General features: G+C 62.2%; 22 protein-coding genes. 11 read left to right on the forward strand and 11 right to left on the reverse strand.

Annotated features, from left to right (window positions below; translation table 11 throughout):
- Nucleotides 1-32: 32 nt before the first annotated feature.
- From M8Q45_RS25830 to M8Q45_RS25840, 3 genes are all read left to right on the forward strand, one after another.
- A complete protein-coding gene (locus M8Q45_RS25830) occupies nucleotides 33-953 on the forward strand; it encodes a LysR substrate-binding domain-containing protein (RefSeq protein WP_030138186.1) in 921 nt (306 codons plus the stop codon).
- 185 nt (nucleotides 954-1,138) lie between these two features.
- Entirely contained in the window at nucleotides 1,139-3,115 is a 1,977-nt protein-coding gene (locus M8Q45_RS25835; protein ID WP_249876924.1) for a methyl-accepting chemotaxis protein, read from the forward strand.
- Between the two features lie 324 nt (nucleotides 3,116-3,439).
- Nucleotides 3,440-4,654, forward strand: a complete 1,215-nt coding sequence (locus M8Q45_RS25840; protein WP_249876925.1) for an aldose 1-epimerase family protein — start codon at nucleotides 3,440-3,442, stop codon at nucleotides 4,652-4,654.
- 6 nt (nucleotides 4,655-4,660) lie between these two features.
- Here the strand turns inward: M8Q45_RS25840 and M8Q45_RS25845 are convergent, their stop codons facing one another.
- A complete protein-coding gene (locus tag M8Q45_RS25845) occupies nucleotides 4,661-6,154 on the reverse strand; it encodes a YifB family Mg chelatase-like AAA ATPase (protein WP_249876926.1) in 1,494 nt (497 codons plus the stop codon).
- 222 nt (nucleotides 6,155-6,376) lie between these two features.
- Here M8Q45_RS25845 and M8Q45_RS25850 point away from each other — a divergent pair, with 222 nt between their 5' ends.
- Nucleotides 6,377-7,654: a sensor histidine kinase gene (locus M8Q45_RS25850; RefSeq protein WP_249876927.1), complete on the forward strand. Its 1,278-nt coding sequence runs from the start codon at nucleotides 6,377-6,379 to the stop codon at nucleotides 7,652-7,654.
- 6 nt (nucleotides 7,655-7,660) lie between these two features.
- On the opposite strand, the gene M8Q45_RS25855 is transcribed toward M8Q45_RS25850, so the two are convergent.
- Complete coding sequence (locus M8Q45_RS25855; protein ID WP_030138193.1) at nucleotides 7,661-7,921, reverse strand: accessory factor UbiK family protein; 261 nt, start codon at nucleotides 7,919-7,921, stop codon at nucleotides 7,661-7,663.
- 416 nt (nucleotides 7,922-8,337) lie between these two features.
- Between M8Q45_RS25855 and glnK the strand changes: the two genes are divergently transcribed.
- From glnK to sutA, 4 genes are all read left to right on the forward strand, one after another.
- On the forward strand, nucleotides 8,338-8,676 hold the full coding sequence (gene glnK / locus M8Q45_RS25860) for a P-II family nitrogen regulator (RefSeq protein ID WP_002555808.1): 339 nt from the start codon (nucleotides 8,338-8,340) through the stop codon (nucleotides 8,674-8,676).
- A gap of 33 nt (nucleotides 8,677-8,709) precedes the next feature.
- Entirely contained in the window at nucleotides 8,710-10,044 is a 1,335-nt protein-coding gene (locus M8Q45_RS25865; RefSeq protein WP_249876928.1) for an ammonium transporter, read from the forward strand.
- Nucleotides 10,045-10,256: 212 nt separating this feature from the next.
- Nucleotides 10,257-10,682: a secondary thiamine-phosphate synthase enzyme YjbQ gene (locus tag M8Q45_RS25870; RefSeq protein ID WP_030138180.1), complete on the forward strand. Its 426-nt coding sequence runs from the start codon at nucleotides 10,257-10,259 to the stop codon at nucleotides 10,680-10,682.
- A gap of 101 nt (nucleotides 10,683-10,783) precedes the next feature.
- On the forward strand, nucleotides 10,784-11,107 hold the full coding sequence (gene sutA / locus M8Q45_RS25875) for a dormancy-specific transcriptional regulator SutA (protein ID WP_007941277.1): 324 nt from the start codon (nucleotides 10,784-10,786) through the stop codon (nucleotides 11,105-11,107).
- Nucleotides 11,108-11,355: 248 nt separating this feature from the next.
- On the opposite strand, the gene M8Q45_RS25880 is transcribed toward sutA, so the two are convergent.
- From M8Q45_RS25880 to lptM, 6 genes are read right to left on the reverse strand one after another with little or no spacing between them, the layout of a single operon-like run.
- Nucleotides 11,356-12,060, reverse strand: a complete 705-nt coding sequence (locus tag M8Q45_RS25880) for an HAD family hydrolase (protein WP_249876929.1) — start codon at nucleotides 12,058-12,060, stop codon at nucleotides 11,356-11,358.
- On the reverse strand, nucleotides 12,057-12,956 hold the full coding sequence (xerC, locus tag M8Q45_RS25885) for a tyrosine recombinase XerC (protein WP_249877394.1): 900 nt from the start codon (nucleotides 12,954-12,956) through the stop codon (nucleotides 12,057-12,059). Before xerC ends, M8Q45_RS25880 begins: the two co-directional genes overlap by 4 nt.
- A 2-nt stretch (nucleotides 12,957-12,958) precedes the next feature.
- Entirely contained in the window at nucleotides 12,959-13,681 is a 723-nt protein-coding gene (locus M8Q45_RS25890) for a DUF484 family protein (protein ID WP_249876930.1), read from the reverse strand.
- Between the two features lie 13 nt (nucleotides 13,682-13,694).
- Nucleotides 13,695-14,525 carry a diaminopimelate epimerase gene (dapF, locus tag M8Q45_RS25895; RefSeq protein WP_030138176.1) on the reverse strand — a complete coding sequence of 277 codons (831 nt, stop codon included), beginning with the start codon at nucleotides 14,523-14,525 and terminating at the stop codon, nucleotides 13,695-13,697.
- A gap of 4 nt (nucleotides 14,526-14,529) precedes the next feature.
- Nucleotides 14,530-15,777, reverse strand: a complete 1,248-nt coding sequence (gene lysA / locus M8Q45_RS25900; protein WP_030138175.1) for a diaminopimelate decarboxylase — start codon at nucleotides 15,775-15,777, stop codon at nucleotides 14,530-14,532.
- 9 nt (nucleotides 15,778-15,786) lie between these two features.
- Nucleotides 15,787-15,957 carry an LPS translocon maturation chaperone LptM gene (lptM, locus tag M8Q45_RS25905; protein ID WP_249876931.1) on the reverse strand — a complete coding sequence of 57 codons (171 nt, stop codon included), beginning with the start codon at nucleotides 15,955-15,957 and terminating at the stop codon, nucleotides 15,787-15,789.
- A gap of 226 nt (nucleotides 15,958-16,183) precedes the next feature.
- On the opposite strand from lptM, the gene cyaY reads away from it, so the two are divergent.
- The 3 genes from cyaY to rnk all read left to right on the forward strand — a co-directional run bounded on the left by cyaY (nucleotide 16,184) and on the right by rnk (nucleotide 17,468).
- Complete coding sequence (gene cyaY, locus M8Q45_RS25910; RefSeq protein WP_217860615.1) at nucleotides 16,184-16,516, forward strand: iron donor protein CyaY; 333 nt, start codon at nucleotides 16,184-16,186, stop codon at nucleotides 16,514-16,516.
- A gap of 4 nt (nucleotides 16,517-16,520) precedes the next feature.
- Nucleotides 16,521-16,736, forward strand: coding sequence for a DUF1289 domain-containing protein (locus M8Q45_RS25915; RefSeq protein WP_249876932.1), 216 nt, complete (start codon nucleotides 16,521-16,523; stop codon nucleotides 16,734-16,736).
- Between the two features lie 321 nt (nucleotides 16,737-17,057).
- The gene (rnk, locus tag M8Q45_RS25920; protein ID WP_030138171.1) at nucleotides 17,058-17,468 is read left to right on the forward strand and encodes a nucleoside diphosphate kinase regulator; all 411 of its coding nucleotides are present in this window, start codon (nucleotides 17,058-17,060) and stop codon (nucleotides 17,466-17,468) included.
- A 7-nt stretch (nucleotides 17,469-17,475) separates the two neighbouring features.
- Here the strand turns inward: rnk and M8Q45_RS25925 are convergent, their stop codons facing one another.
- The 3 genes from M8Q45_RS25925 to M8Q45_RS25935 all read right to left on the reverse strand — a co-directional run bounded on the left by M8Q45_RS25925 (nucleotide 17,476) and on the right by M8Q45_RS25935 (nucleotide 21,334).
- Entirely contained in the window at nucleotides 17,476-20,319 is a 2,844-nt protein-coding gene (locus M8Q45_RS25925; RefSeq protein WP_249876933.1) for a class I adenylate cyclase, read from the reverse strand.
- A gap of 177 nt (nucleotides 20,320-20,496) precedes the next feature.
- Nucleotides 20,497-20,742, reverse strand: a complete 246-nt coding sequence (locus tag M8Q45_RS25930; protein ID WP_030138169.1) for a TIGR02647 family protein — start codon at nucleotides 20,740-20,742, stop codon at nucleotides 20,497-20,499.
- Between the two features lie 307 nt (nucleotides 20,743-21,049).
- On the reverse strand, nucleotides 21,050-21,334 hold the full coding sequence (locus tag M8Q45_RS25935; RefSeq protein WP_217860612.1) for a hypothetical protein: 285 nt from the start codon (nucleotides 21,332-21,334) through the stop codon (nucleotides 21,050-21,052).
- Nucleotides 21,335-21,422: the final 88 nt, after the last annotated feature.

The following is a 21,422-nucleotide window of genomic DNA, read 5'->3' on the forward strand; positions in this document are numbered from 1 at the left end:
GGGTTTCGTACATCGCTATAGGAGCTTTCCCGATGTCTCGTCGTCTTCCTCCTCTTTATGCATTGCGGGCATTCGAAGCGGCGGCGCGATACAGCTCGTTTACCCGGGCCGCCGAAGAGCTGTCGATTACCCAGAGTGCGGTGAGCCGACACATCCGCACGCTCGAAGATCATTTTGCCTGCCGGCTGTTCCAGCGCAGCGGCCGCAACCTGCAGTTGACCGAAGCGGCGCGCCTGCTGCTGCCGGGCGTGCGGGAAGGCTTCATGGCCCTTGAGCGGGCTTGTCATACGTTGCACGGTGATGACGGCATCTTGCGCATGAAGGCGCCATCGACCCTGACCATGCGCTGGCTGCTGGCACGGTTGAGTCGTTTCCGGCATCTGCAGCCTGGCAACGAGGTGCAATTGACCAGTGCCTGGATGGACATCGACTCGGTGGATTTCAACACCGAACCCTTCGATTGCGCGGTACTGCTGGGTAACGGGCACTTCCCTGGGGATTGGGAGGCCAGTTTGTTGTTCCCCGAGGAATTGATCCCGGTGGGCGCACCGAACCTCTTGAACGATCAGCCTTGGGACGTGGCGCGCCTGGCCAGCGCGGAACTGCTGCACCCCACGCCAGATCGCCGGGACTGGCGCAATTGGTTGCAGCGCATGGGCCTGGCCGACAAGGTCTCGCTCAAGGGCGGCCAGGTCTTCGACACGTTGGAACTGGGCATGATCGCGGCGGCCCGTGGTTATGGCGTGTCCATGGGCGACCTGTTGATGGTGGCCGAAGACGTCGCCCAGGGGCGCTTGAGCCTGCCATGGCCGACGGCGGTCGCCAGCGGCGAGCACTACTATCTGGTCTGGCCGAAAACCCGGTCGGGCGGTGAACGCTTGCGTCGGCTCAGCGATTTTCTCCAGGGCGAGGTCAAGGCCATGCAGCTACCCGACGTGGAGCGCCTGGGCTGAATCGTTGAAGCCTTGGCGCCGGTTGTTTGGCATTTATCCTTCCGGATCGCTCAAGTATTAGGGTTTGCTGCCGAATCCGTGGACATAGAACCTTCGTTCAGAAAGGGCCAATTCATACCTTAACGAATAAGATGCCGAGCGTGCGACGTGATCAGGACGATCCGGTCTCTCGGCCAGGAGCCGTCATGTCTCAACCCCGTGCCCGGATCGCCTCACAGCTTGGCCTTGCCCTAGCCGTGATATTGGCGGTCGTGATTTCCGGCAGTACCGTCTTCGCCTTGCGTTCGCTGGACGCCGCCAACCTTTCGACCCGTGAAGAGCATCTGGCCAGCGAAGCGCGCCTGATGGCCGACCAGCTCAATACATTCCACGGCACCTTGCGCGAGAGCACGCAGCGGTTGGCCGGTCTGTTCGAAAAGCGCTTCAGCGCGGGCTTGAGCGTACATGCGGACCAACCCGTGACGGTGGCGGGCGTGCAGACGCCGGGCTTGAGCCTGGGCGGCGAAGTGTTGAACAACAACTTCAAGGAAGTGGACGACTTCAAGACGATGACCGCCGGGGTGGCCACGGTGTTCGTGCGCAGCGGCGACGACTTCATCCGCGTCAGCACGTCGTTGACCAAGCAGGACGGCACGCGCGCGATCGGCACCGTGCTTGACCGCGCCGGCCCGGCTTATGGCCCGGTCATGGCGGGCCAGAGCTACATCGGCCGTGCCTTGCTGTTCGGACGCTACTACATGTCGCAATACACGCCCGTGCGCGACAGCAGCGGCAAGATCATTGCCGTGTTGTACGTAGGCTTCGACTACACCGACGCGCAAAACGCCCAGTTCGAAAACCTCAAGCGCTTCCGTATCGGCCAGACCGGTTCCCTGGCGTTGCTGGACGAGCAAAGCAAATGGCTGGTGCCGCCAGCGGGCGTGCAGGCGCTGGACAAGGCCACCGCGACCATCACCCATTTGGTCAAGAAACCAGGCAAAGGCGCGTTCTGGGAAGACACCGCAGAAGATTTCTACAGCGTTGCCGTGCCGTTTGAAGGTGGGCCGTGGGCGGTCGTGGCGAGCATGCCGAAAGCCGAGATTCGCGCCGTGACCTGGAGCGTCGGTACGCAACTGGCAATTGGCAGCTTGCTGGCGATGTTGTTGGCGGTCGGCTCGGCGATGTGGTTGTTGCGCAGCAAACTGGCGCCGCTCGGGGATCTGGTGCGCCAGGCCGAAGCGCTGGGAGCCGGCGACTTGAGCGTGCGCCTGAACGTGTCGAGCCATGATGAAATCGGCCAACTGGCCCGTGCCTTCAACCAGATGAGCCAGGCCTTGTCGACCATGGTCGAGCACATCCGCAAAGCGTCGCAGGAGGTCAACAGCCGTGCCCAAGCGTTGTCGGGCTTGTCCAGCGGCGCTTATGAGGGAATGGAGCAGCAGTCCGGTGAAATCACCAGCATGGCAGGCGCCGTTGAAGAGTTCAGCGCCACGTCCCTGAACATTGCCGACAACATGGGCAATACCCAGCGCCTGGCCCAGGAAAACGCCCAGCAAACCAAGATCGGCCGCACGTCGATGGACGAGGCCTCATCGTCCCTGGAACAGATCGCCGGCGCGCTGAACAGCACGGCCACGGTCATCAACACCCTGGGCCAGCGTTCCCAGGAAATCGGCGGCATCGTTGGCGTCATCACCTCCATCGCCGAGCAGACCAACCTGTTGGCCCTGAACGCCGCCATCGAAGCCGCCCGCGCGGGTGAGCAGGGCCGTGGTTTCGCCGTGGTGGCCGATGAAGTGCGCAGCCTGGCCTCCCGTACTCGGCAGGCGACCGATGAAATTTCCGGGATGATCCAGAGCATCCAGCAGGAAACCGGCAACGCCATCAGCACCATGGAACAAGGCAACCTGTTGATGCAGGAAGGTCTGTCGCGCAACGCCAATGTCGCCTCGGCCCTGGCGCGTATCGATGAGCAAAGCCGCTCCGCCGGCCAGCAATTCGCGGCAATCACCACCGCCACCCAAGAACAGAGCAGCACCGCGACCCTGCTCAGCAGCAACCTGCAAAGCATTGCCATGGCCAACACCGAACAAAGGGAAGTGGTCTCGAACCTGGCGATCACTGCCAAGGAACTGGAAAAACTGGCGCAGGACCTGCGCAAAGAGGTTGATCGGTTCCGCTGAAGCGTCCCGTCACGGGCGAGCTGACCCGAGCCCCGTGGCGAGGAAGCTTGCTCCGCTGGCTGGTGGTAGGCGCTGCCGAAGGCTCGGGCCGCGTTCGGACGATCTTTGATCTTGACTACGGGCCCTGGAAAGATCGCAGCCTCGCTTCGCTCGGCAGCTCCTACAGTGCAGGCCAGCGGGAGCAAGCGCCCTCGCCACATGTTCTGGCTCACCCCTACTTGAACCTCATGCTTGTTCTTTTACAGAGAATTGCTGTTTTTAAGCTTGCTGAAACGTTTCTTCAAGTCTATAAAAACCGCACAACTCCAATAAAAGGTCACGTCCATGACTCCGCTCAAACTCCTCGTTACCCTTGGCGCCCTGGGCGCTGCCTCCCATGCCCTGGCTTGGGATTACGTCCTATTGGATACCGATAAGGCGGCCCAACCCTGGAAAATCACCAGCGAACAGCTAGGCGTGAAAACCGGCAAGCCGTTCTCCGTGACGATGCGCACCCTGCACGGCGGTCGGCAGGAAGGCGTCAGCATCGTCGACATCGACAACGGCTCCCTGAAGCTCTCGGTCGTTCCGACCCGAGGCATGAACGTGCTGCAGGCTTCTGTCGGCAATGTGCGCATGGGTTGGGATTCGCCGGTCAAGGAAGTGGTCAATCCAGCTTTCATCGAACTCAACGGCCGCGGCGGCCTGGGCTGGCTGGAAGGTTTCAATGAACTCGTCACGCGCTGTGGCTACGAATGGGTTGGCCACCCGGGCATGGACAACGGCGAGCTGCTGACCCTGCATGGTCGCGCTGCCAATATCCCAGCCAACAAGGTCACCCTGCACATCGATGAAAAACCGCCCTACGCCATCACCCTGCGAGGCGAGTTGAAGGAGCAGGCGTTCAAGAAAGTCGATTTCTCGGTCCAGACCGAATTGGTCACCGAGCCTGGCAGCGTGACTTTCGCCCTCAACGACACGCTGACCAACAACGGCGACTACCCGAAGGAATACCAGGCGCTCTACCACAGCAATTTCAGCACCCCCTTCCTGGAACAGGGCGCGCGTTTCGCAGCGCCGGTCAAGCAAGTCTCGCCATTCAATGACAAGGCCAAGGGCGACCTGAAGGATTGGACGACCTATCGAGCCCCAACCAAGGATTACGACGAAACCGTCTACAACGTCGTGCCTTACGGCGATGCCAAGGGCGACACGTTGACGGTGCTGCACAACAAGGCCGGCAGCCTTGGCGTCTCGGTGGGCTTCAACACGGCCACGCTCCCGGTATTTTCCCTGTGGAAAAACACCGATACCCAAGGCCAGGGCTACGTGACCGGGCTTGAGCCGGGCACCAGCTTTTCCTACAACCGCCACTACCAGCGCCCGCTGGGCCTGGTGCCGACCATCGCGCCGAAAGAGCGCAAGCAGTTCCAGATCCACTACAGCCTCCTGGCGGACAAGGCGGCGGTGGACAAGGCCCTCAAGCGTATCGACGACATCCAAGGCGATCGCAAAACCGAAGTGCGGGATACGCCGTTGGTGGACCTGAGCAAACCCTAAGCTGTTTCAGGCCGTGGTCGGTCGATACTGCAGCGCTTCGGCCAGGTGTTCCCGGCTGATCCGCTGCACATGCTCCAGGTCGGCCAGGGTCCGGGCGACCTTGAGCAGACGGTGGGCGGCCCGCAGCGACAGGGTCAGTCGTTCGCAGGCAGTCTCCAGCCAGGCTTCGTCGGCGGTGGACAGTTTGCAATGCTGGCGCAAGCCTGGCAGGTCCAGGAACGCGTTGGCACAACCCTGGCGTATTTGCTGGCGCTCCCGGGCTTCGGCCACCCGCTCGGCCGCGGTGGCCGTGTCGCCACCGGGTTCGCCTTTCGGATTCAGCGCCGTGGCCTCCCGTGCAACGGTCAGGTGCAGGTCGATGCGATCAAGCAAGGGGCCGGACAGTTTATTGCGGTAGCGCTGCACCATGTCGGGCGTGCAGGCGCAACGGCCGCTGGGCTCGCCGAGGTATCCACAGGGGCAGGGATTCATCGCCGCCACCAACTGGAAGCGCGCCGGAAAGCGCACGCGGTCCCGGGCCCGGGAGATCACGATGTGACCGGACTCCAGCGGTTCCCTCAGCACTTCCAGCACCTTGCGGTCGAACTCCGGCAGCTCATCCAGGAACAGGACACCATGGTGGGCGAGGGTGATTTCCCCCGGTTGAGGCTTGGATCCGCCTCCCACCAGCGCCGGGCCTGAGGCCGAGTGGTGTGGCTGGCGAAACGGACGTTGCGGCCAATGGCTCAGCGGCACGCAACTGGCCACCGACTGGATGGCTGCGACCTCCAGGGCCTCGCTTTCGGCCAGTGGCGGCAACAGCCCTGGCAAACGGCTCGCCAGCAGGGTCTTGCCGGTGCCCGGTGGGCCGCTGAACAACAGGTTATGAGCGCCCGCTGCCGCGATCAGTAGCGCACGCTTGGCACCTGCCTGCCCTTGGACTTCGCTGAGATCGGGGTACGGCCTGCTGGCCGAGAGCAGCCCGTTGGAGGCAAAGGGCTCGACAGGCGTGTGGCCGTTGAAATGCGCCACCGCTTCGAGCAGATGATCCACGGCGATCACTTTGAGCCCCGATGCCAGGCAGGCTTCCTCGGCATTCGCTCGCGGCACCACCAGCATCCGCCCGGCCGCGCGTGCCGCCAATGCCGCCGGCAAAACGCCGCGTACCGGCCGCACGGCGCCGGATAAAGCCAGCTCGCCGAGGCATTCCACGTCGTCCAGCATCAGCGTTGGCACCTGCACGCTGGCGGACAGGATGCCGAGGGCAATCGCCAGGTCGAACCGCCCGCCGTCCTTGGGCAGGTCCGCCGGTGCCAGGTTAAGGGTGATGCGTCGTGCCGGAAAATTGAGCCCCGAATTGATGATCGCGCTGCGCACCCGGTCCTTGCTTTCCTTCACTGCTGCCTCCGGCAGACCGACCATCGTCAGCGACGGCAAGCCATTGGCCAGATGAACTTCAACGGTAACGGCGGGAGCCTCCACCCCCACCTGGGCGCGGCTGTGGACAATGGCGAGCGACATGAAGCGGTCCTTGAGACGAATAGGGTGCCGCGTCCTGCGGCTCCTGAAGACTAGTCGGGGAAACCAGCACATGAGCGGCCATTCGAAGGGGAAATCTTCGCAGGATATTACCGAGGCGCCGGCGCCATCCCAGGATGAGCGTGGCCCGGGCGAGGCCTCTGCTAAGCTGGATTTTGTCTGATCGGCACCGGGCGGGATCAACGCACAGAGAGGATGTGACCCATGGACGACCTGTTGGCGTTGTTGACCGACAAGCGCTTCATGCCCCACGGGCATTGCTACATGTGGCGGCCGGATCTGTTGTGGACCAACGTGATCGCCGATGGCTTGATCACCCTGAGCTATATCTCCATTCCCTTTACGCTCATCTACTTCATCAACAAGCGCAAGGACGTCCCTTTCGATTGGATGCTGGCGGCTTTCGGTGTGTTCATCCTGGCCTGCGGAACCAGCCATGTCATGGAAATCCTGACCATTTGGCAGCCTTACTACTGGTTGTCGGCGCTGGTGAAGGTGATCACCGCCATCGCCTCGGTGATTACCGCGATCCTGTTGATCAGGCTGGTGCCCGCTGCCTTGAAGATTCCCAGCCCGCAGCAATTGGCCAGGGTCAACGACGAGCTGCGCGAGGCGCAGGCCGAACTGGTCACGACGGCGCGCCGCGCGGGCATGGCGGAAATCGCGACCAACGTGCTGCACAACGTCGGTAACGTGCTCAACAGTGTCAATGTCTCCGCCCAGGTCCTGTATGACAAGGTCCATTCTTCCAAGGGGCCGGGCGTCGCCAAGGTCGTCCAGTTGATGAAGGAGCATCCCGATGACTTGGGCGATTTCATCAGCAGTGACCCGAAAGGCCGCGCGCTGCCGGACTATCTCGGCAAGTTGGCCGAGGCACTGGCCATCGAACAGCAGGCCATGATCGCCGAGTTGGCGCAGTTGACCCGCAGAATCGACCACATCAAGGAAATCGTCGCGACCCAGCAGTCCTACGCCGGTAATTCCAGTGTCCTGGAACCGGGCATGCTGCGTGAGTTGGTGGAGGATGTGGTGCGCATCAGCGGGGTGTCCCTGGTGCGGCACAAGGTGACGCTGGTCCAGGAACTTGACGATGTGCCGATGATGCCGCTGGACAAGCACAAGGTCCTGCAGATCCTGGTCAACCTGATAAACAACGCCAAGCAGGCGCTTGTCCCGGTCACGGATCGGTCGCCGCACATCACGTTACGCCTGAAGGCGGTTGACGACGCCCGTGTGCGAATCGAGGTGGAGGACAACGGCGAAGGCATTACCGAGGGCAACCTTGCCCGGGTGTTCGAGCATGGCTTCACCACGCGTGCCGACGGTCATGGTTTTGGCCTGCACAGCTGCATCCTGGCCGCCCATGAGATGGGCGGCGACCTGACGGTGCGCAGCGCGGGGGAGGGCAAGGGGGCGCTTTTCATCCTGGAGTTGCCGATCACGCCGGTCCCCGGGCAATCGCGAAAGGTTGCCCAAGGCTGAGGTCGCTTACGGCGACGTCGAAGCCAGTCGCTCTTCCAGCTCGGCCACTTTTGCCTCGAGGCTTTCCAACCTGGCCCGTGTACGCGCCAGCACGACCATCTGGCTGTCGAATTCCTCCCGGCTGACCAGGTCCAGCTTGCTGAAGCCGCTTTGCAGCAGGGCCTTGAACTGGCTTTCGATTTCGCTTTTGGGCAGCGGCGTGTCGCCACTCAACAAACGGGAGGCATGGCCGCTCAGGGCGTCGAGGAGGTCTTTGGGCGCAAGCATGGCAGGGTGTCCTGGAAAACAATGGCGGGCAGTGTATCACGCAGTGTCTATAGTCAATTCGCCAGGCAGGGATGCACGCTTTTCGCGCACGGGGCCGGGCGCTGTCGCACCGTTGTTGTGCGTATCGTTGCGCTGGGTGGCGTGACACCGGCTCATGCAGCGGGTAAGGGATTGAAATCAGGAGGGTTGGGCACAGATGGCAAGGTTTCTGCTTAGAGGCTGATGACCCATGCACTGATGCAGTCGCTGTGACGAATGCAGTGCAGCAGGCGAAACGGGGAGTTTCGTCAGGATCGGTTAACTGGCACCTGTCGGGCAACTTGGGCCGACGACGCGTTACAAAGCCAGGCACTGCGCTTAGACTTGAGTCGGGTTTGTTTTCCTGGGGCAAGTCCACCAATTCGGGAGAAAGTTTCATGAAGCTAGTCACTGCCATCATCAAGCCGTTCAAGTTGGACGACGTGCGCGAGTCGTTGTCCGAGATCGGCGTGCAGGGCATTACCGTTACTGAGGTCAAAGGCTTCGGTCGGCAGAAAGGTCACACCGAGCTGTATCGCGGCGCGGAATACGTGGTCGATTTCCTGCCCAAGGTGAAGATCGATGTCGCCATTGACGACAAGGATCTTGACCGGGTGATCGAGGCAATCACCAAGGCCGCCAACACCGGCAAGATCGGTGACGGGAAGATCTTTGTGGTCAATCTGGAACAGGCTATCCGCATCCGTACCGGCGAAACCGATACCGACGCCATCTAAGCCGCCAAACCCAACGCCCCAGGAGAAAACAATATGACTCTGCGTAAATTCGCAGGGCTAGGAGCCCTGTTGTCCTTCGCAATGCCTGGCCTGGCCATGGCAGAAGAAGCGGCAGCCCCCGTCCTGAACTCCGGCGACACCGCCTGGATGCTGACGGCCACGATTCTTGTACTGTTCATGACCATTCCCGGCCTCGCCCTGTTCTACGGTGGCATGGTCCGGTCGAAAAACCTTCTTTCCGTGATGATGCAGTGCTTTGCCATTACCGGTCTGATCAGCGTCCTGTGGGTCATCTATGGCTACAGCATCGCGTTCGACACCACCGGCATGGAGCAGGGCGTCGTCAACTTCAATTCCTTCATTGGTGGTTTCGGCAAGGCGTTCCTGGCGGGGGTCACGCCAGCCAGCCTGACCGGCCCGGCGGCGCTGTTCCCTGAAGCGGTGTTCATCACCTTCCAGATGACCTTCGCCATCATCACCCCGGCCCTGATCGTCGGCGCGTTTGCCGAGCGGATGAAGTTCTCCGCCATGCTGATCTTCATGGGCGTGTGGTTCACCCTGGTGTATGCGCCGATTGCGCACATGGTCTGGTCCGGTAACGGCGGCCTGCTGTGGGACTGGGGCGTGCTGGACTTCGCTGGCGGCACCGTGGTGCACATCAACGCCGGTATCGCCGGCCTGGTGGCGTGCCTGGTGTTGGGCAAGCGCAAGGGCTTCCCGACCACGCCAATGGCGCCGCATAACCTGGGTTATACCCTGATGGGCGCGGCCATGCTGTGGGTCGGCTGGTTCGGCTTTAACGCCGGTTCCGCCGTTGCCGCCAACGGCACCGCCGGCATGGCGATGCTGGTCACCCAGATCGCTACCGCCGCGGCGGCGCTGGGCTGGATGTTTGCCGAGTGGATCACCCACGGCAAGCCAAGCGCACTGGGCATCGCCTCGGGTGTCGTGGCCGGCCTGGTCGCCATCACTCCCGCTGCTGGCACCGTGGGCCCGATGGGTGCCCTGGTTATCGGCCTGGCGGCCGGCGTGGTGTGCTTCTTCTGCGCCACCACCCTCAAGCGCAAACTCGGCTATGACGACTCCCTGGACGCCTTCGGCGTGCATGGCATCGGCGGTATCCTCGGCGCGATCCTGACCGGCGTGTTCGCCGCACCGGCCCTGGGTGGCTTCGGCACCGTGACCGATATCGGCGCGCAAGTGTGGGTTCAATTCAAGGGCGTGGCGTTCACCGTGGTCTACACCGCGATCGTCACCTTCATCATCCTCAAGGTACTGGACGCCGTCATGGGCCTGCGTGTCTCCGAGGAAGAAGAAGCCGTGGGCCTGGACCTGGCCCAGCACAACGAGCGCGGTTACAACCTGTAAGCAGCGCATAAAAAAAATGCCCGGTTCGCCGGGCATTTTTTTGTCTGGAATTTGTCATTGCTCACAGGGCGTGCTGGTTTTTCCGACGCCTTTTGTTGTGTATGCGACATGGGTTTTTCTACCGCCAAAGGCTTACATGGGGGCAAGAATATTAGGCCCTTTGTTTTTTCCCAGAGCGCGCTAGAATGCGCGCCGAACGTGCGGAGATCTGTATGTGGCAACAGACGTTGATAACCCTGCGGGCAAGGCCCCGGGGCTTTCATCTGGTGACAGACGAGTTGCTTGCCGGCCTGCCTGAACTCAAGGCGTGTCGTGTCGGTCTGTTGCATCTGTGGCTGCAGCACACCTCGGCCTCGTTGACCATCAACGAGAACGCCGATCCGGCGGTACGTCGAGACTTCGAACGATTTTTCAATCGGCTGATCCCACAAGGAACCGCCGACTATGAGCACAACGACGAAGGCCTGGACGACCTCCCGGCGCACTTCAAGGCCAGTGTGCTGGGGTGTCAGCTCAGCCTTCCGGTAACGGCGGGGCGGTTGGCATTGGGTACCTGGCAAGGTGTCTATTTGGGCGAACACCGTGATCATGGCGGTGCTCGTAAAGTCCTCGCCACCTTGCACGGTGAAGGGGCATGACCGCTGATTGCCGGCGGATGTTGAATTTTTTCTGGCAGCCTTCGACAGATGGCGAAGCTGGGCTATAACTAATCTGCTTTTCGCAAGTCATGAGGTAGAACATGAGCGACGATGATCTGGAAAACGACGACCTCGAAGTAGGTGATGAAGACGAGGCCGAAGAAGGCCTGGAAGCGGCGGCTGAAGACGTCGCTGACGACGACGGTGCCGATGTTCCGGTCCCGACTGCCAAAGGCAAGGCCAAGGCAGCGGTATCGGTCGACGAGTTGCCGAGCGTAGAGGCCAAGAACAAGGAGCGTGATGCGCTCGCCAAGGCCATGGAGGAATTCCTGGCCCGGGGCGGAAAGGTGCAGGAAGTGGAGGCCAACGTGGTCGCTGATCCGCCCAAGAAGCCTGACAACAAGTACGGCAGCCGCCCTATCTGAGTATCTGCCCTTGCTTGCTGAAAAAGCCCGCCGTCGCTGCGGGCTTTTTCATGGGTCGGATAAAAGCCCAGGGCATAACCCGGAAACCCGTGGCGAGGGAGCTTGCTCCCGCTGGCCTGCGAAGCGGGCCCCTGGCGTTTCTGCAGGCGGATCGTGTGGTCCGGTTAGCGGCTGCTGCGCCCGAAGCGTCGGACCGGCCGAGCGGGAGCAAGCTCCTCGCCATGGATTGGCCTGGGGATGGAGTGGGCTCAGTGCTGGCTATGCCACGCGGCCAACAACCCCGGCAGTTCGGTCAGGCTGCGGATCTCTGCGTCGGGGGCGTGATCGGCGTCCCAGGTCTTGCCCGTCGGGTTGAACCACACCGCGCGCAGGCCGGCCTGTTGGGCGCCGGCGATGTCGTCGCCCGGGTGATCGCCGATATGCACGGCGGTCTGCGCCGTTGCACCACCGCGCTGCAAGGCTTCGTGGAACAGCCGGGCGTCAGGCTTGGCGATGCCGATGTCTTCGGCGCACAAGGCAAACTTGAAGTAGTCGGCCAGCCCGAGGCGACGCACATCGGCATTGCCGTTGGTGACGACGCCAAGGGCGAACTGATTGGCAAGGATTTCCAGGGTCGGCTCGACGTCGGGAAAGACTTCCAGTTGATGCCGGGCATGCAGGAATGCCTCGAATCCCTGGTCTGCCAACTCCGAGGCTCGCCACTGGTCATAACCGGCGTCTTGCAGCGCCCGGAACAGCACGCGCCGGCGCAGTGCACTGATGCGGTGCTTGAGGTTGGGTTCTTCGCTGAGCACTTGCGCGCGGATCGCCCACAGGCGCTCCACCGGGAAATCGCCCAGGTCGGGCGCGTTGTCGGTCAGCCATTGGCGTAGGACGGCTTCGGCGCTGGCGATCACCGGCGCGGTGTCCCACAGCGTGTCGTCCAGGTCGAAAGTGATGAGCTCGATGGTCATGATTCGTCGCCCTTGATGCGTTTGGCCCTGGGGTGGGCACTGTCATAGACCGTCGCCAGGTGCTGGAAATCCAGGTGGGTGTAGATCTGGGTGGTCTTGATGTCCGAGTGGCCGAGCAGCTCCTGGACGGCGCGCAGGTCCTGGGAGGATTCCAGCAGATGGCTGGCGAAGGAATGCCTGAGCATGTGCGGGTGCAGGTTCTGCCCCAGCTCACGTTCGCCGGCGGCCTTGACCCGCAGCTGGATGGTCCGCGGGCCCAGGCGTCGGCCCTGCTGGCTGATGAACACCGCGTCATCGACCGGATTGGCCAGTGCTCGCAGCGGCAACCACAATTCCAAGGCTTCGCGGGCTTTGCGGCCGATGGGTAGCAGGCGGGTCTTGCTGCCCTTGCCGAGCACCTGGACCATGCCGTCGGCCAAGTCCAGTTGGTCCAGGTTCAGCCCCGTCAGCTCGGAAAGCCGCAAGCCGGAGGAATAGAAGAGTTCGAGGATTGCCTGGTCCCGTCGCGCCATGAAGTCATCCTCGACGGCGCCGTCCAGCAATTGCAGGGCGCGGTCGGTGTCGAGGGTCTTTGGCAGGCGGCGTTCGCCTTTGGGCGGTGCCAGGCCAGTGGCCGGGTCGTGATCGCACAGGCCTTCGCGGTTCAGGTAGTGGTACAGGCCCCGCACCGCCGACAACAGTCGCGCCAGGCTGCGGGAGGATTGCCCCTGCTGGTGCAGGCGGGCGACGAGGCTGCGCAGGCGCTGGATGTCGAGGCTCGACCAGGTGTCGATGTCCTGCTTCTGGCACCAGCCGAGCACTTTTTCCAGGTCACGGCGGTAGGCCGACAAGGTGTGAGGCGACACCTGGCGCTCACTGCGCAGGTGTTCGCAGTAAGCGTCCAGCTGCCGTTCCATCATCAGCGTACCGAGCGCAGCGAACCGGCGACCCGTGGCAGCACCCGACCGGTGACTTCGGCGATGTAGCTCAGGAACAGCGTGCCCACCGAACTCTTGTAGTGCTGCGGATCGCGGCTGGCGATGGCCAAGACGCCGTGGACGCCCTGGTGAGCGATGGCCACGACAGCGGTGGAACCGATCTGCTTGCGTTGCTCCTCACCGAACAGGAAGTCCAGCTCGTGCTCGCGCAGGCTGCCGCTGACGCTTTTGTTCTCCGTGAGCAGGCCGCCGATGGCTGTCTGCGCGTCGGCGTGGGTGACCCAGCGGCCCACCGGCATGGCGTTGTCGCCAAACAGGATCAGGCTGACGAAGGGCACCTGGAAATCCTGGCGCAGGCTGTCCTCGACGCTCATCACCACGTCTTCCAGGGTGCTGGCATCCATCAGTGCAAGAATCAGCCGCCGGGTCTTGTCGAAGAGCCGATCGTTGTCCCGGGCGACGTCCATCAGGTGGGAGAGGCGATGGCGCATTTCGATGTTGCGCTCACGCAGGATCTTCATCTGGTGCTCGACCAGCGACACGGTATCGCCGCGCCGGTGGGGGATCCGCATCGTGGCAAGCAGGTCTTCATGCTCGACGAAGAAGTCCGGATGCGCCTCCAGGTACGCGGCCACGGCCGCAGCGTCTGAAGGACTCGGGGTTTCGTCGGGCTGTTGGGCTGGAACCTTTGGCTTGTCGGTCATGGGTTTGGCTCACTCAAAGACGAACTTGTCCTTCGTATACGCGTACTGCCGGGCCGGTCATCATGACCGGTTCGCCAGGGCCTGCCCACTCGATGGACAGGCGCCCGCCGGGCAGGTCGATCAACAGGGGCGAATCCATCCACCCCTGGCTGATCGCAGCGACGGCCGCGGCACAGGCGCCGGTGCCGCAGGCCTGGGTTTCCCCGGCGCCGCGTTCCCAGACGCGCAGTTGGGCGCGGTGGCGGTCGATGACCTGCAGGAAACCCACGTTTACCCGTGCCGGAAAGCGCGGATGGTTTTCGATCTTCGGCCCCAGCGCATGCACGGGGGCGCTGTTGATGTCGTCCACGCGCAGCACCGCATGGGGATTGCCCATGGACACCGCTGCCAGTTCCACTGGCGTGCCGTCGACATCAACGGTGTAGTTCAGGGCCTGGGCCGGCGCCTGGAACGGAATGTCCGCCGGTACCAGGCGTGGAGCACCCATGTTGACGCCGATCTGGCCGTCGCTGCGCACATCGAGTTCGATGATGCCGCTCTTGGTCTCGACGCGAATCTGCCGCTTGGCGGTCAGGCGCTTGTCCAGCACGAACCGGGCAAAGCAGCGCGCGCCGTTGCCGCACTGTTCCACTTCAGAACCGTCGGCGTTGAAGATCCGGTAGCGGAAATCCACGTCCGGGTTGTTGGGCGCCTCGACGATCAGCAACTGGTCGAAACCGATACCGGTGTGCCGATCACCCCATTGCTTGGCGTGCTTGGGCAGAATGTGCGCGTGCTGGCTGACCAGGTCGAGGACCATGAAGTCATTGCCCAGGCCGTGCATCTTGGTAAAACGCAGCAGCATGGTATTACTCCGGCAGCAGGCTTTCGCCGGCAAACAGCTCGGCTACCGTCTCGCGGCGGCGTACTTCGAATGCCTGATCACCGTCCACCAGCACCTCGGCGCAGCGGCCACGGGTGTTGTAGTTGGAGCTCATGACAAACCCGTAGGCGCCCGCCGAATGCACGGCCAGCAGATCGCCTTCTTCCAGCGCCAGCTCACGACCCTTGGCGAGAAAGTCGCCGGTTTCGCAGATCGGTCCGACGATGTCGTAGCTGCGGGCTTCGCTGTCACGTGGGCGCACGGCGGTGACGTCCATCCAGGCCTGGTACAGCGCCGGACGGATCAGGTCGTTCATGGCCGCATCGACGATGGCGAAATCCTTGTGTTCGGTGTGCTTGAGGTACTCGACCTGGGTCAGCAGCACGCCGGCGTTGGCGACGATGTAGCGGCCCGGCTCGAACATCAACGCCAGGTCGCGGCCGTCGAGGCGTTCGCGCACGGTCTTGATGTAGTCGGCCACCAACGGCGGCTCTTCATCGCGATAGCGCACGCCGACACCACCCCCCAGGTCGATATGACGCAGGTAGATGCCGCAGTCGCCGAGGCGATCGACCAGTGCCAGCAGGCGGTCGAGGGCATCGATGAAGGGTTCGAGGGTGGTCAGTTGCGAGCCGATGTGGCAATCGACGCCCAGCACTTCCAGGTTTGGCAGTTGGGCGGCGCGCACGTACACGTCCTCGGCGTCGGCAATGGCGATGCCGAACTTGTTTTCCTTCAGGCCGGTGGAAATGTACGGATGGGTGCCGGCGTCGACGTCCGGGTTCACGCGCAGGGAAACCGGCGCGCGAACGCCCAGCTCGGCGGCGACGACTTGCAGGCGTTCCAGCTCATCGGTGGATTCGATGTTGAAGCAGTGCACGCCGACTTCCAGGGCGCGACGCATGTCTTCGCGGGTCTTGCCGACGCCGGAGAACACGATCTTGTCAGCGCTGCCGCCAGCGGCCAGCACACGCTCCAGCTCGCCACCGGACACGATGTCGAAGCCGGCGCCCAGGCGTGCCAGGACGTTGAGCACGCCCAGGTTCGAGTTGGCTTTTACAGCGAAGCACACCAGGTGCGGCATGCCGTCGAGGGCATCGGCGAACGTCCGGTACTGGGCTTCGATGTGGGCACGGGAATAGACGTAGGTCGGCGTGCCGAAACGTTCGGCGATCGCAGACAGGGCGACCCCTTCCGCGAACAGCTCCCCGCCACGGTAGTTAAAAGCGTCCATGGCGTTCCCTTAGTAGGTGGTCTGGGTGTCGTGCGTGTGGGATTTGGATTGCGACGACTTGGCCTGCTCTTCAGGGGACTTGCTGTCATCAGGCAGGTACAGCGGACCTTTTTGACCACAGGCTGTCACAAGGCAGGCAACCGCGACGAGCGCAGCAAGGGAAGAGATCAGGCGCTTCATGGCGAAATCCTTGAAAATGCGTTAATTGCGCCGGAGTATACCGGCCACCCGACAGCTTGCCTATGCAACGGGGCGCCCGTCCGGCGGGCCTTGGGCTCCAGCGGCGCCCATTTGGTGAACAATGTTCAGCACCCACGGGCCCTTGGTCGTTATCCTTTGCATTCAGCCGGGCGCGTCCGTATCTTGCGGCGCTTGAGCCCGATCAGACATTTTTGAGGTTGCCGCAATGAGTTTGTCCGAAGCCCGTTTCCACGATCTGGTCGATGCGACCCAGCAAACGCTGGAGGATATCTTCGAAGAAAGCGACCTGGACATCGACCTTGAAATGTCCGCCGGCGTGCTGACCGTCAAGTTCGAAAACGGTACCCAGCTGATTTTCAGCCGCCAGGAGCCGTTGCGACAGTTGTGGCTGGCGGCGGTGTCCGGCGGCTTCCACTTCGACTACGACGAGGAAAGCGAGCGCTGGATGTGCGACAAGAGTGAAGAGCAATTGGGCGAGATGCTTGAACGCATCGTCAAGCAGCAAGCCGGTGTGGAATTCGATTTCGAAGGGCTGTGACCGCGTGAGCCAGACCGTCCCGGCGCGGCCGCCCAAGCCGCTCTACAGCAACGTCAGCCCGGCCGTGCCGTCGCCGTGCACCAGCGTGTGCAAGCTCGATGAGCACAAGGTCTGCCTCGGCTGTTTCCGGCATGTGGAGGATATTCGCGAGTGGCGCTCGGCCGACGATGAGCGTCGGCGGGTGATTTGTGCCGAGGCGCTCAAGCGCCGATCCCCGTAGGAGCTGCCGCAGGCTGCGATCTTTTGATCTTGGGCTTTCGTTTTAGATTCAGCTGCCCGGATAAAGATCGCAGCCTCGCTGCGCTCGTCAGCTCCTACGGGCAAGATCGCAGCCTCGTTGCACTCGTCAGCTCCTACGGGCAAGATCGCAGCCTCGCTGCGCTCGTCAGCTCCTACGGGCAAGATCGCGGCCTCGTTGCACTCGTCAGCTCCTACTGGTAGTGTCCAGCAACGCCTCATCTCATCGAGGCGCGTGAAAACCCCGTCTTTATGTGGCGGGGTTTTGCTTTTTTCGCGCAGAAGAAAGGAGTCTGCCTGGACCATGACCGCACCTTCCATCACCCTGACTCGCCTGGACGTACAGCGTCTGGAGCGCTTGATCGACAGCCTGGATGAAACGCTGCCAGGCGTGGTCGCCTTGCAAACCGAACTGGATCGCGCCGAAACCCTGGTGGGACACGATGAAGTGCCTGCCGATGTCGTGACCATGAATTCGCGGGTGCACTGCCGCGAGGAAAGCAGCGGCAAGGATTATCACCTGACGTTGGTGTATCCACAGGACGCCAATGCGGATGAGGGCAGGATTTCGATCCTCGCGCCGGTGGGCAGCGCCTTGCTGGGCTTGAAGGTCGGGCAGCACATCGACTGGCCGGCCCCAGGCGGCAAGACGCTGAAACTGACCTTGCTGGAAGTCGAGTCGCAGCCGGTCAATGGCGGCGACTGCGCGTTCTGACCCCGTCTCAGACCTGGTTCAGCGCCTCGTTCAGCGCGCGTTCCAGGTCCGCCTTGTAGCGCAGGAACAAATTGCTTGAGCAAGCGCTGTCACCCACCAGGCCCGAGAGGTCCAGGTCGGTGATGTAGCAGCGATAGCGCTCGGCCTCGCGGCGCTGGCCGACAATTTCCCTGGCGACCACGCGGAACAATTGGTCGCCATGTTCCAGCTCCGAAAATTCGCGCTGATCGCAATAGAGGGTGACGTGCACCTGGCCGTGCGCGGCTTTGCCGATGATCGCCTGTACGTCATAGAACGACTTGTTGACCGGCGTTTGCGGCGATTGCCGTGATTCGACACGCCGGGCCCGTCCGCTGCCAGAAGGCAAGAGTTGGTAATAGAGGATTTCCAAGGGCAGGGGCTGCGCCCCGTCCATCGGCAACAAGGCATCGCGGCGGTAAAGCACCGATTGCAGGAATCGCTGCAGCGGCACCAGCAGGCTTTGTTCATCGTGGAATGGCAAACGTTGCTGCCACAACGCATTGAACTCGTCGAGCACGTACAGCTCGGCTTCTTCTTCATAAACCCGGTAGAACACCTGGATGCACTCGGGCTGGCCCATGGGCAGGATCAGCGCTACGTCGTGATCTTCCAGCGCCATCGCGTCCAAGTGCAGCGGGCTATAGGCCGTCAATTCTTCGCCCAGATAATCCATCAGCGCCGACAGGCTGCCGAGCGCCACGTGGTTGACCTGGCCCGGCACCAATTCCAGCACGTGGTAGTGCTGCTGGACCTGAAGCAGGTAGCGATAGTTGAGTCTGCTCAGCAGCAACGTTTGGGCCGTCTCGATAACTTCCTCGACCCGTCGCGCGATGAACTGCGCGCGGTTGTGGCAGAAACAGCGGACCTGCAAGCGTGGCTGGTGCCGTGTCGCCGGCAGATCGTTGAGGTAATCGCGCAAACAGTCGAGCAACGCATGCTCGCCGTCGAAGCGGGTGACCAGCACTTCATTCCAGCTATTGAGCGTGACCTGGTCGAGGGTCAGCACCAGGTTCTCCCGCACCCCGGCATAGCTCAGGGAATCGGTGCGCTCGGTGGTCATCAGGATGTTCAGGTCGCGATGGTGCTTGAGCGGGTCGACGCCGACGTTCACCAGGATCAGCACTTCACTGGGGACGCTGGCATGCAGCAACTGCTCTTCGTCGACTGTGGCCAGGGGCAGGGCGATGGCCTGTTGCAGGCTGCCCAGCAGGTTGAACAGTTCAAACTCGCTCAGGTCGCTTTCGCCGGGGTGCAGCGCCAGGCGCGTGCTGCTGTCGATCACGCCGTTGCGATGGCACCAGGTGAGCAATTCAAGCAATTCGCGGCTGCGCTTGATGGGGGCGAAGTTTTCCCATTCCAGAGCGTTCAGGCTGCCGTTGTACAAGCCCCACTGGTTCTGTCCCGGTTCTTTCTTGTTCGGTGACTGGACCAGTGTCAGGGTATCTTCGGCCAGGTCCGGGGCGATGCCTGGATTGATGAATTCGACCTTGTCGGCCTTGCGCTCGAACGCGGCGTAGAGTCGCCGGCCCAGGACATTCAGGTCGCGCTTGTTGATCAGGCTGACGGTTTTTTCGGTGCGGGCGAACTGGGTCAGGAAGCGATAGCTGTAGGTCAGCTCGCCGACCAATGCGCGTCGCTCATTGCTGACCTGGCGCACCTTCCATTGGCTGCGGCTGTCCAGCAGGGCGAGTTGGCGTTGATCCCAGCCCCACTCACGGGCCAGGCGTTCCAGCAGGTTGCGCTGCCAGCCGCTGCTGCGAACCGGGCCAGTGAGCTTGCGATTGACCTTGAGGTACAGCGCACGCCGGATCAGCTCAAGGCGCTCGGGTTCGCCACGGACGTTGAGGTATTCCTCGATCCGGCGATAAACCACCATGTACGGGTCCAGTTCGTCCAGGTCCAGGCGGTTGGCAAATACGGCCTGCTTGAAGCGCAGGCTCAGGCAGCGCACCGTTGGGTGTTCGCTGGCATAGACCTCGGTGAGCAGGAGCTTGAGCACGGACTTGTAGGGCGACTCGATGCCCTTGAACAACTGCCAGAGCCCGGCGCCGATGAATTCTCCCGGCGGGATGTAGGCCAGGTGTCCCAAGTCCAGGGTTTCGTCTGCACGAATGAAACGCTTGGATATCAGCGTATGGGTGTATTGCTCATAGTTTTCTTCTTCGTAGACCGGCACCAGCCACCAGATCGGCGTACGCCCGGCCAGCCAGATCGCGGTGCGGTAGAACTCGTCCAGCAGCAGATAGTGTTGTGTGGTGCCGCAGTCATCGGAACTGAGCTGATTGTCCCGTTCGCCCCGGACGAATCGCGCCGGGTCGATGAGGAAAAAGTGCGCTTCGGCGCCCTGGGTCGCAGCCCAGATTTCCAGCAACTGGCATTTCTTGCGCAGCTCGGCCAGCTCATCGTCGCTCAGGTCCGGCCCGTGGCACACCCACACGTCCATATCGCTCTGGTCGGCCTGGGCCAGGGTGCCAAGGCTGCCCATCAGGAACAGGCCAAGGATCGGCCGTGGTGGGTTGCTGCCATGGCGCGGCTTGTAGGAAAACGACCGGGTCAGGCGTTGGGCTTCGGCGAGGACGTTGGCGTCGGGTTCGTAATTCGATAATCCGGCGGGCGTGCTCCCCGAGACGTAGCCGGGCAGCAGCGGATGATTGACATGAAAAAACAGTGGAAGCAGCGTCAACACGCCTTGCTGGCGGGTCGACAGACCTTCCAGGGCACGCTCCATGCGTACGGAGTTGAGCTTGAGAAAACGCGCGCGCAACTGGCTCAGGACCTTGCGGTCGATTCCCTCGTCCAGATCGGGGCGTATTTCGTGATTGCGGGTCATGTCAGCTCAAACCGGCTCGCGGCGTCGAACGTGGGGAACAACACAGGTGATGGCAGGTTAGCGCCCGTCTCTTGGAATTCTTGAGCTGGAAATGATTTGGAAATCAGGATTTTTACGCAAGAAGCCTGTACGCCTGCGGAAATCCCGATGAAGGGGATTTCCGTGGGCGGGGAGAGATCAGGCGGTTTCTTCGGCGCGGAGTATTGTCAGGACAGTTTGCACATTTTGCGCGGCATCACGCCCCAGGCTGGTCAGGTAGCCGCCATCGGGTTGGTCTATCAAGTCTTTTTCAAACAGCCGTTGGGCAGCGGCGATAGCTTTGGGGGCAGCGGTCTGATGAATTTTCAGGCCTTCCTGGGAACTGTCCAGGTTGAAGAGTGCAAGGATTTCCAGTTCGGCAACCAGCTCAGGGGTAAGCGACATAAGGACTCCAGACTTTCTAGGAATTTGGACGACAGCGTCACTAAGGTGAGCGCACTTGGCCGAGCTGTCCAGTGTCAGTGTCATGCTTTTTCGTTTGGAGCGCTTCTGCGTGGCGAGGGAGCTTGCTCCCGCTCGGCCGTAGGAGCTGCCGAGCGAAGCGAGGCTGCGATCTTTCCCAAGACACTTGAGTTCCACGCGAAAGATCAAAAGCAAAAAGATCGTCCGAACGCGGCCCGAGCCTTCGCCAGCTCCTACAGAGTCCAGCGGGAGCAAGCTCCCTCGCCACAGGGCCGCCGCGCCTGTCGGTTCAGTTCTTTTCCGGCGGCAACTCGGGGAGCGCGCGCAACGCGGCTTCGTACCACTCGGTATCGAACGGGCGGTCTTCTTCCAGGATCGCGTCGATTTCCACCGCCAGCACGTGGGCCATCAGGTTAAGGATTTCTTCGCGTTCATAACCCACCAGGGTCAGCTTGTTGAACGTGGCCTTGGCCGCTGGCGGGTTGTCGCTTTCGATCTGGTTCTCGATGGCCTGGATCAGCGTGTTCTCGACGAATTCTTCTTCGTCATTGTCGATGTCAGTCGGCTCGCTCATGGCAGGCTCCTTGGGGAAAGGGCGCCAGTTTACCTGCATTCACCGGTGTGATGCGCCTGGCGCGAAATGCGTCGGCGGGCTATAACCC

Origin of the sequence: Pseudomonas sp. T1.Ur (assembly GCF_023516725.1) — a bacterium.
GTDB lineage: Bacteria > Pseudomonadota > Gammaproteobacteria > Pseudomonadales > Pseudomonadaceae > Aquipseudomonas > Aquipseudomonas alvandae.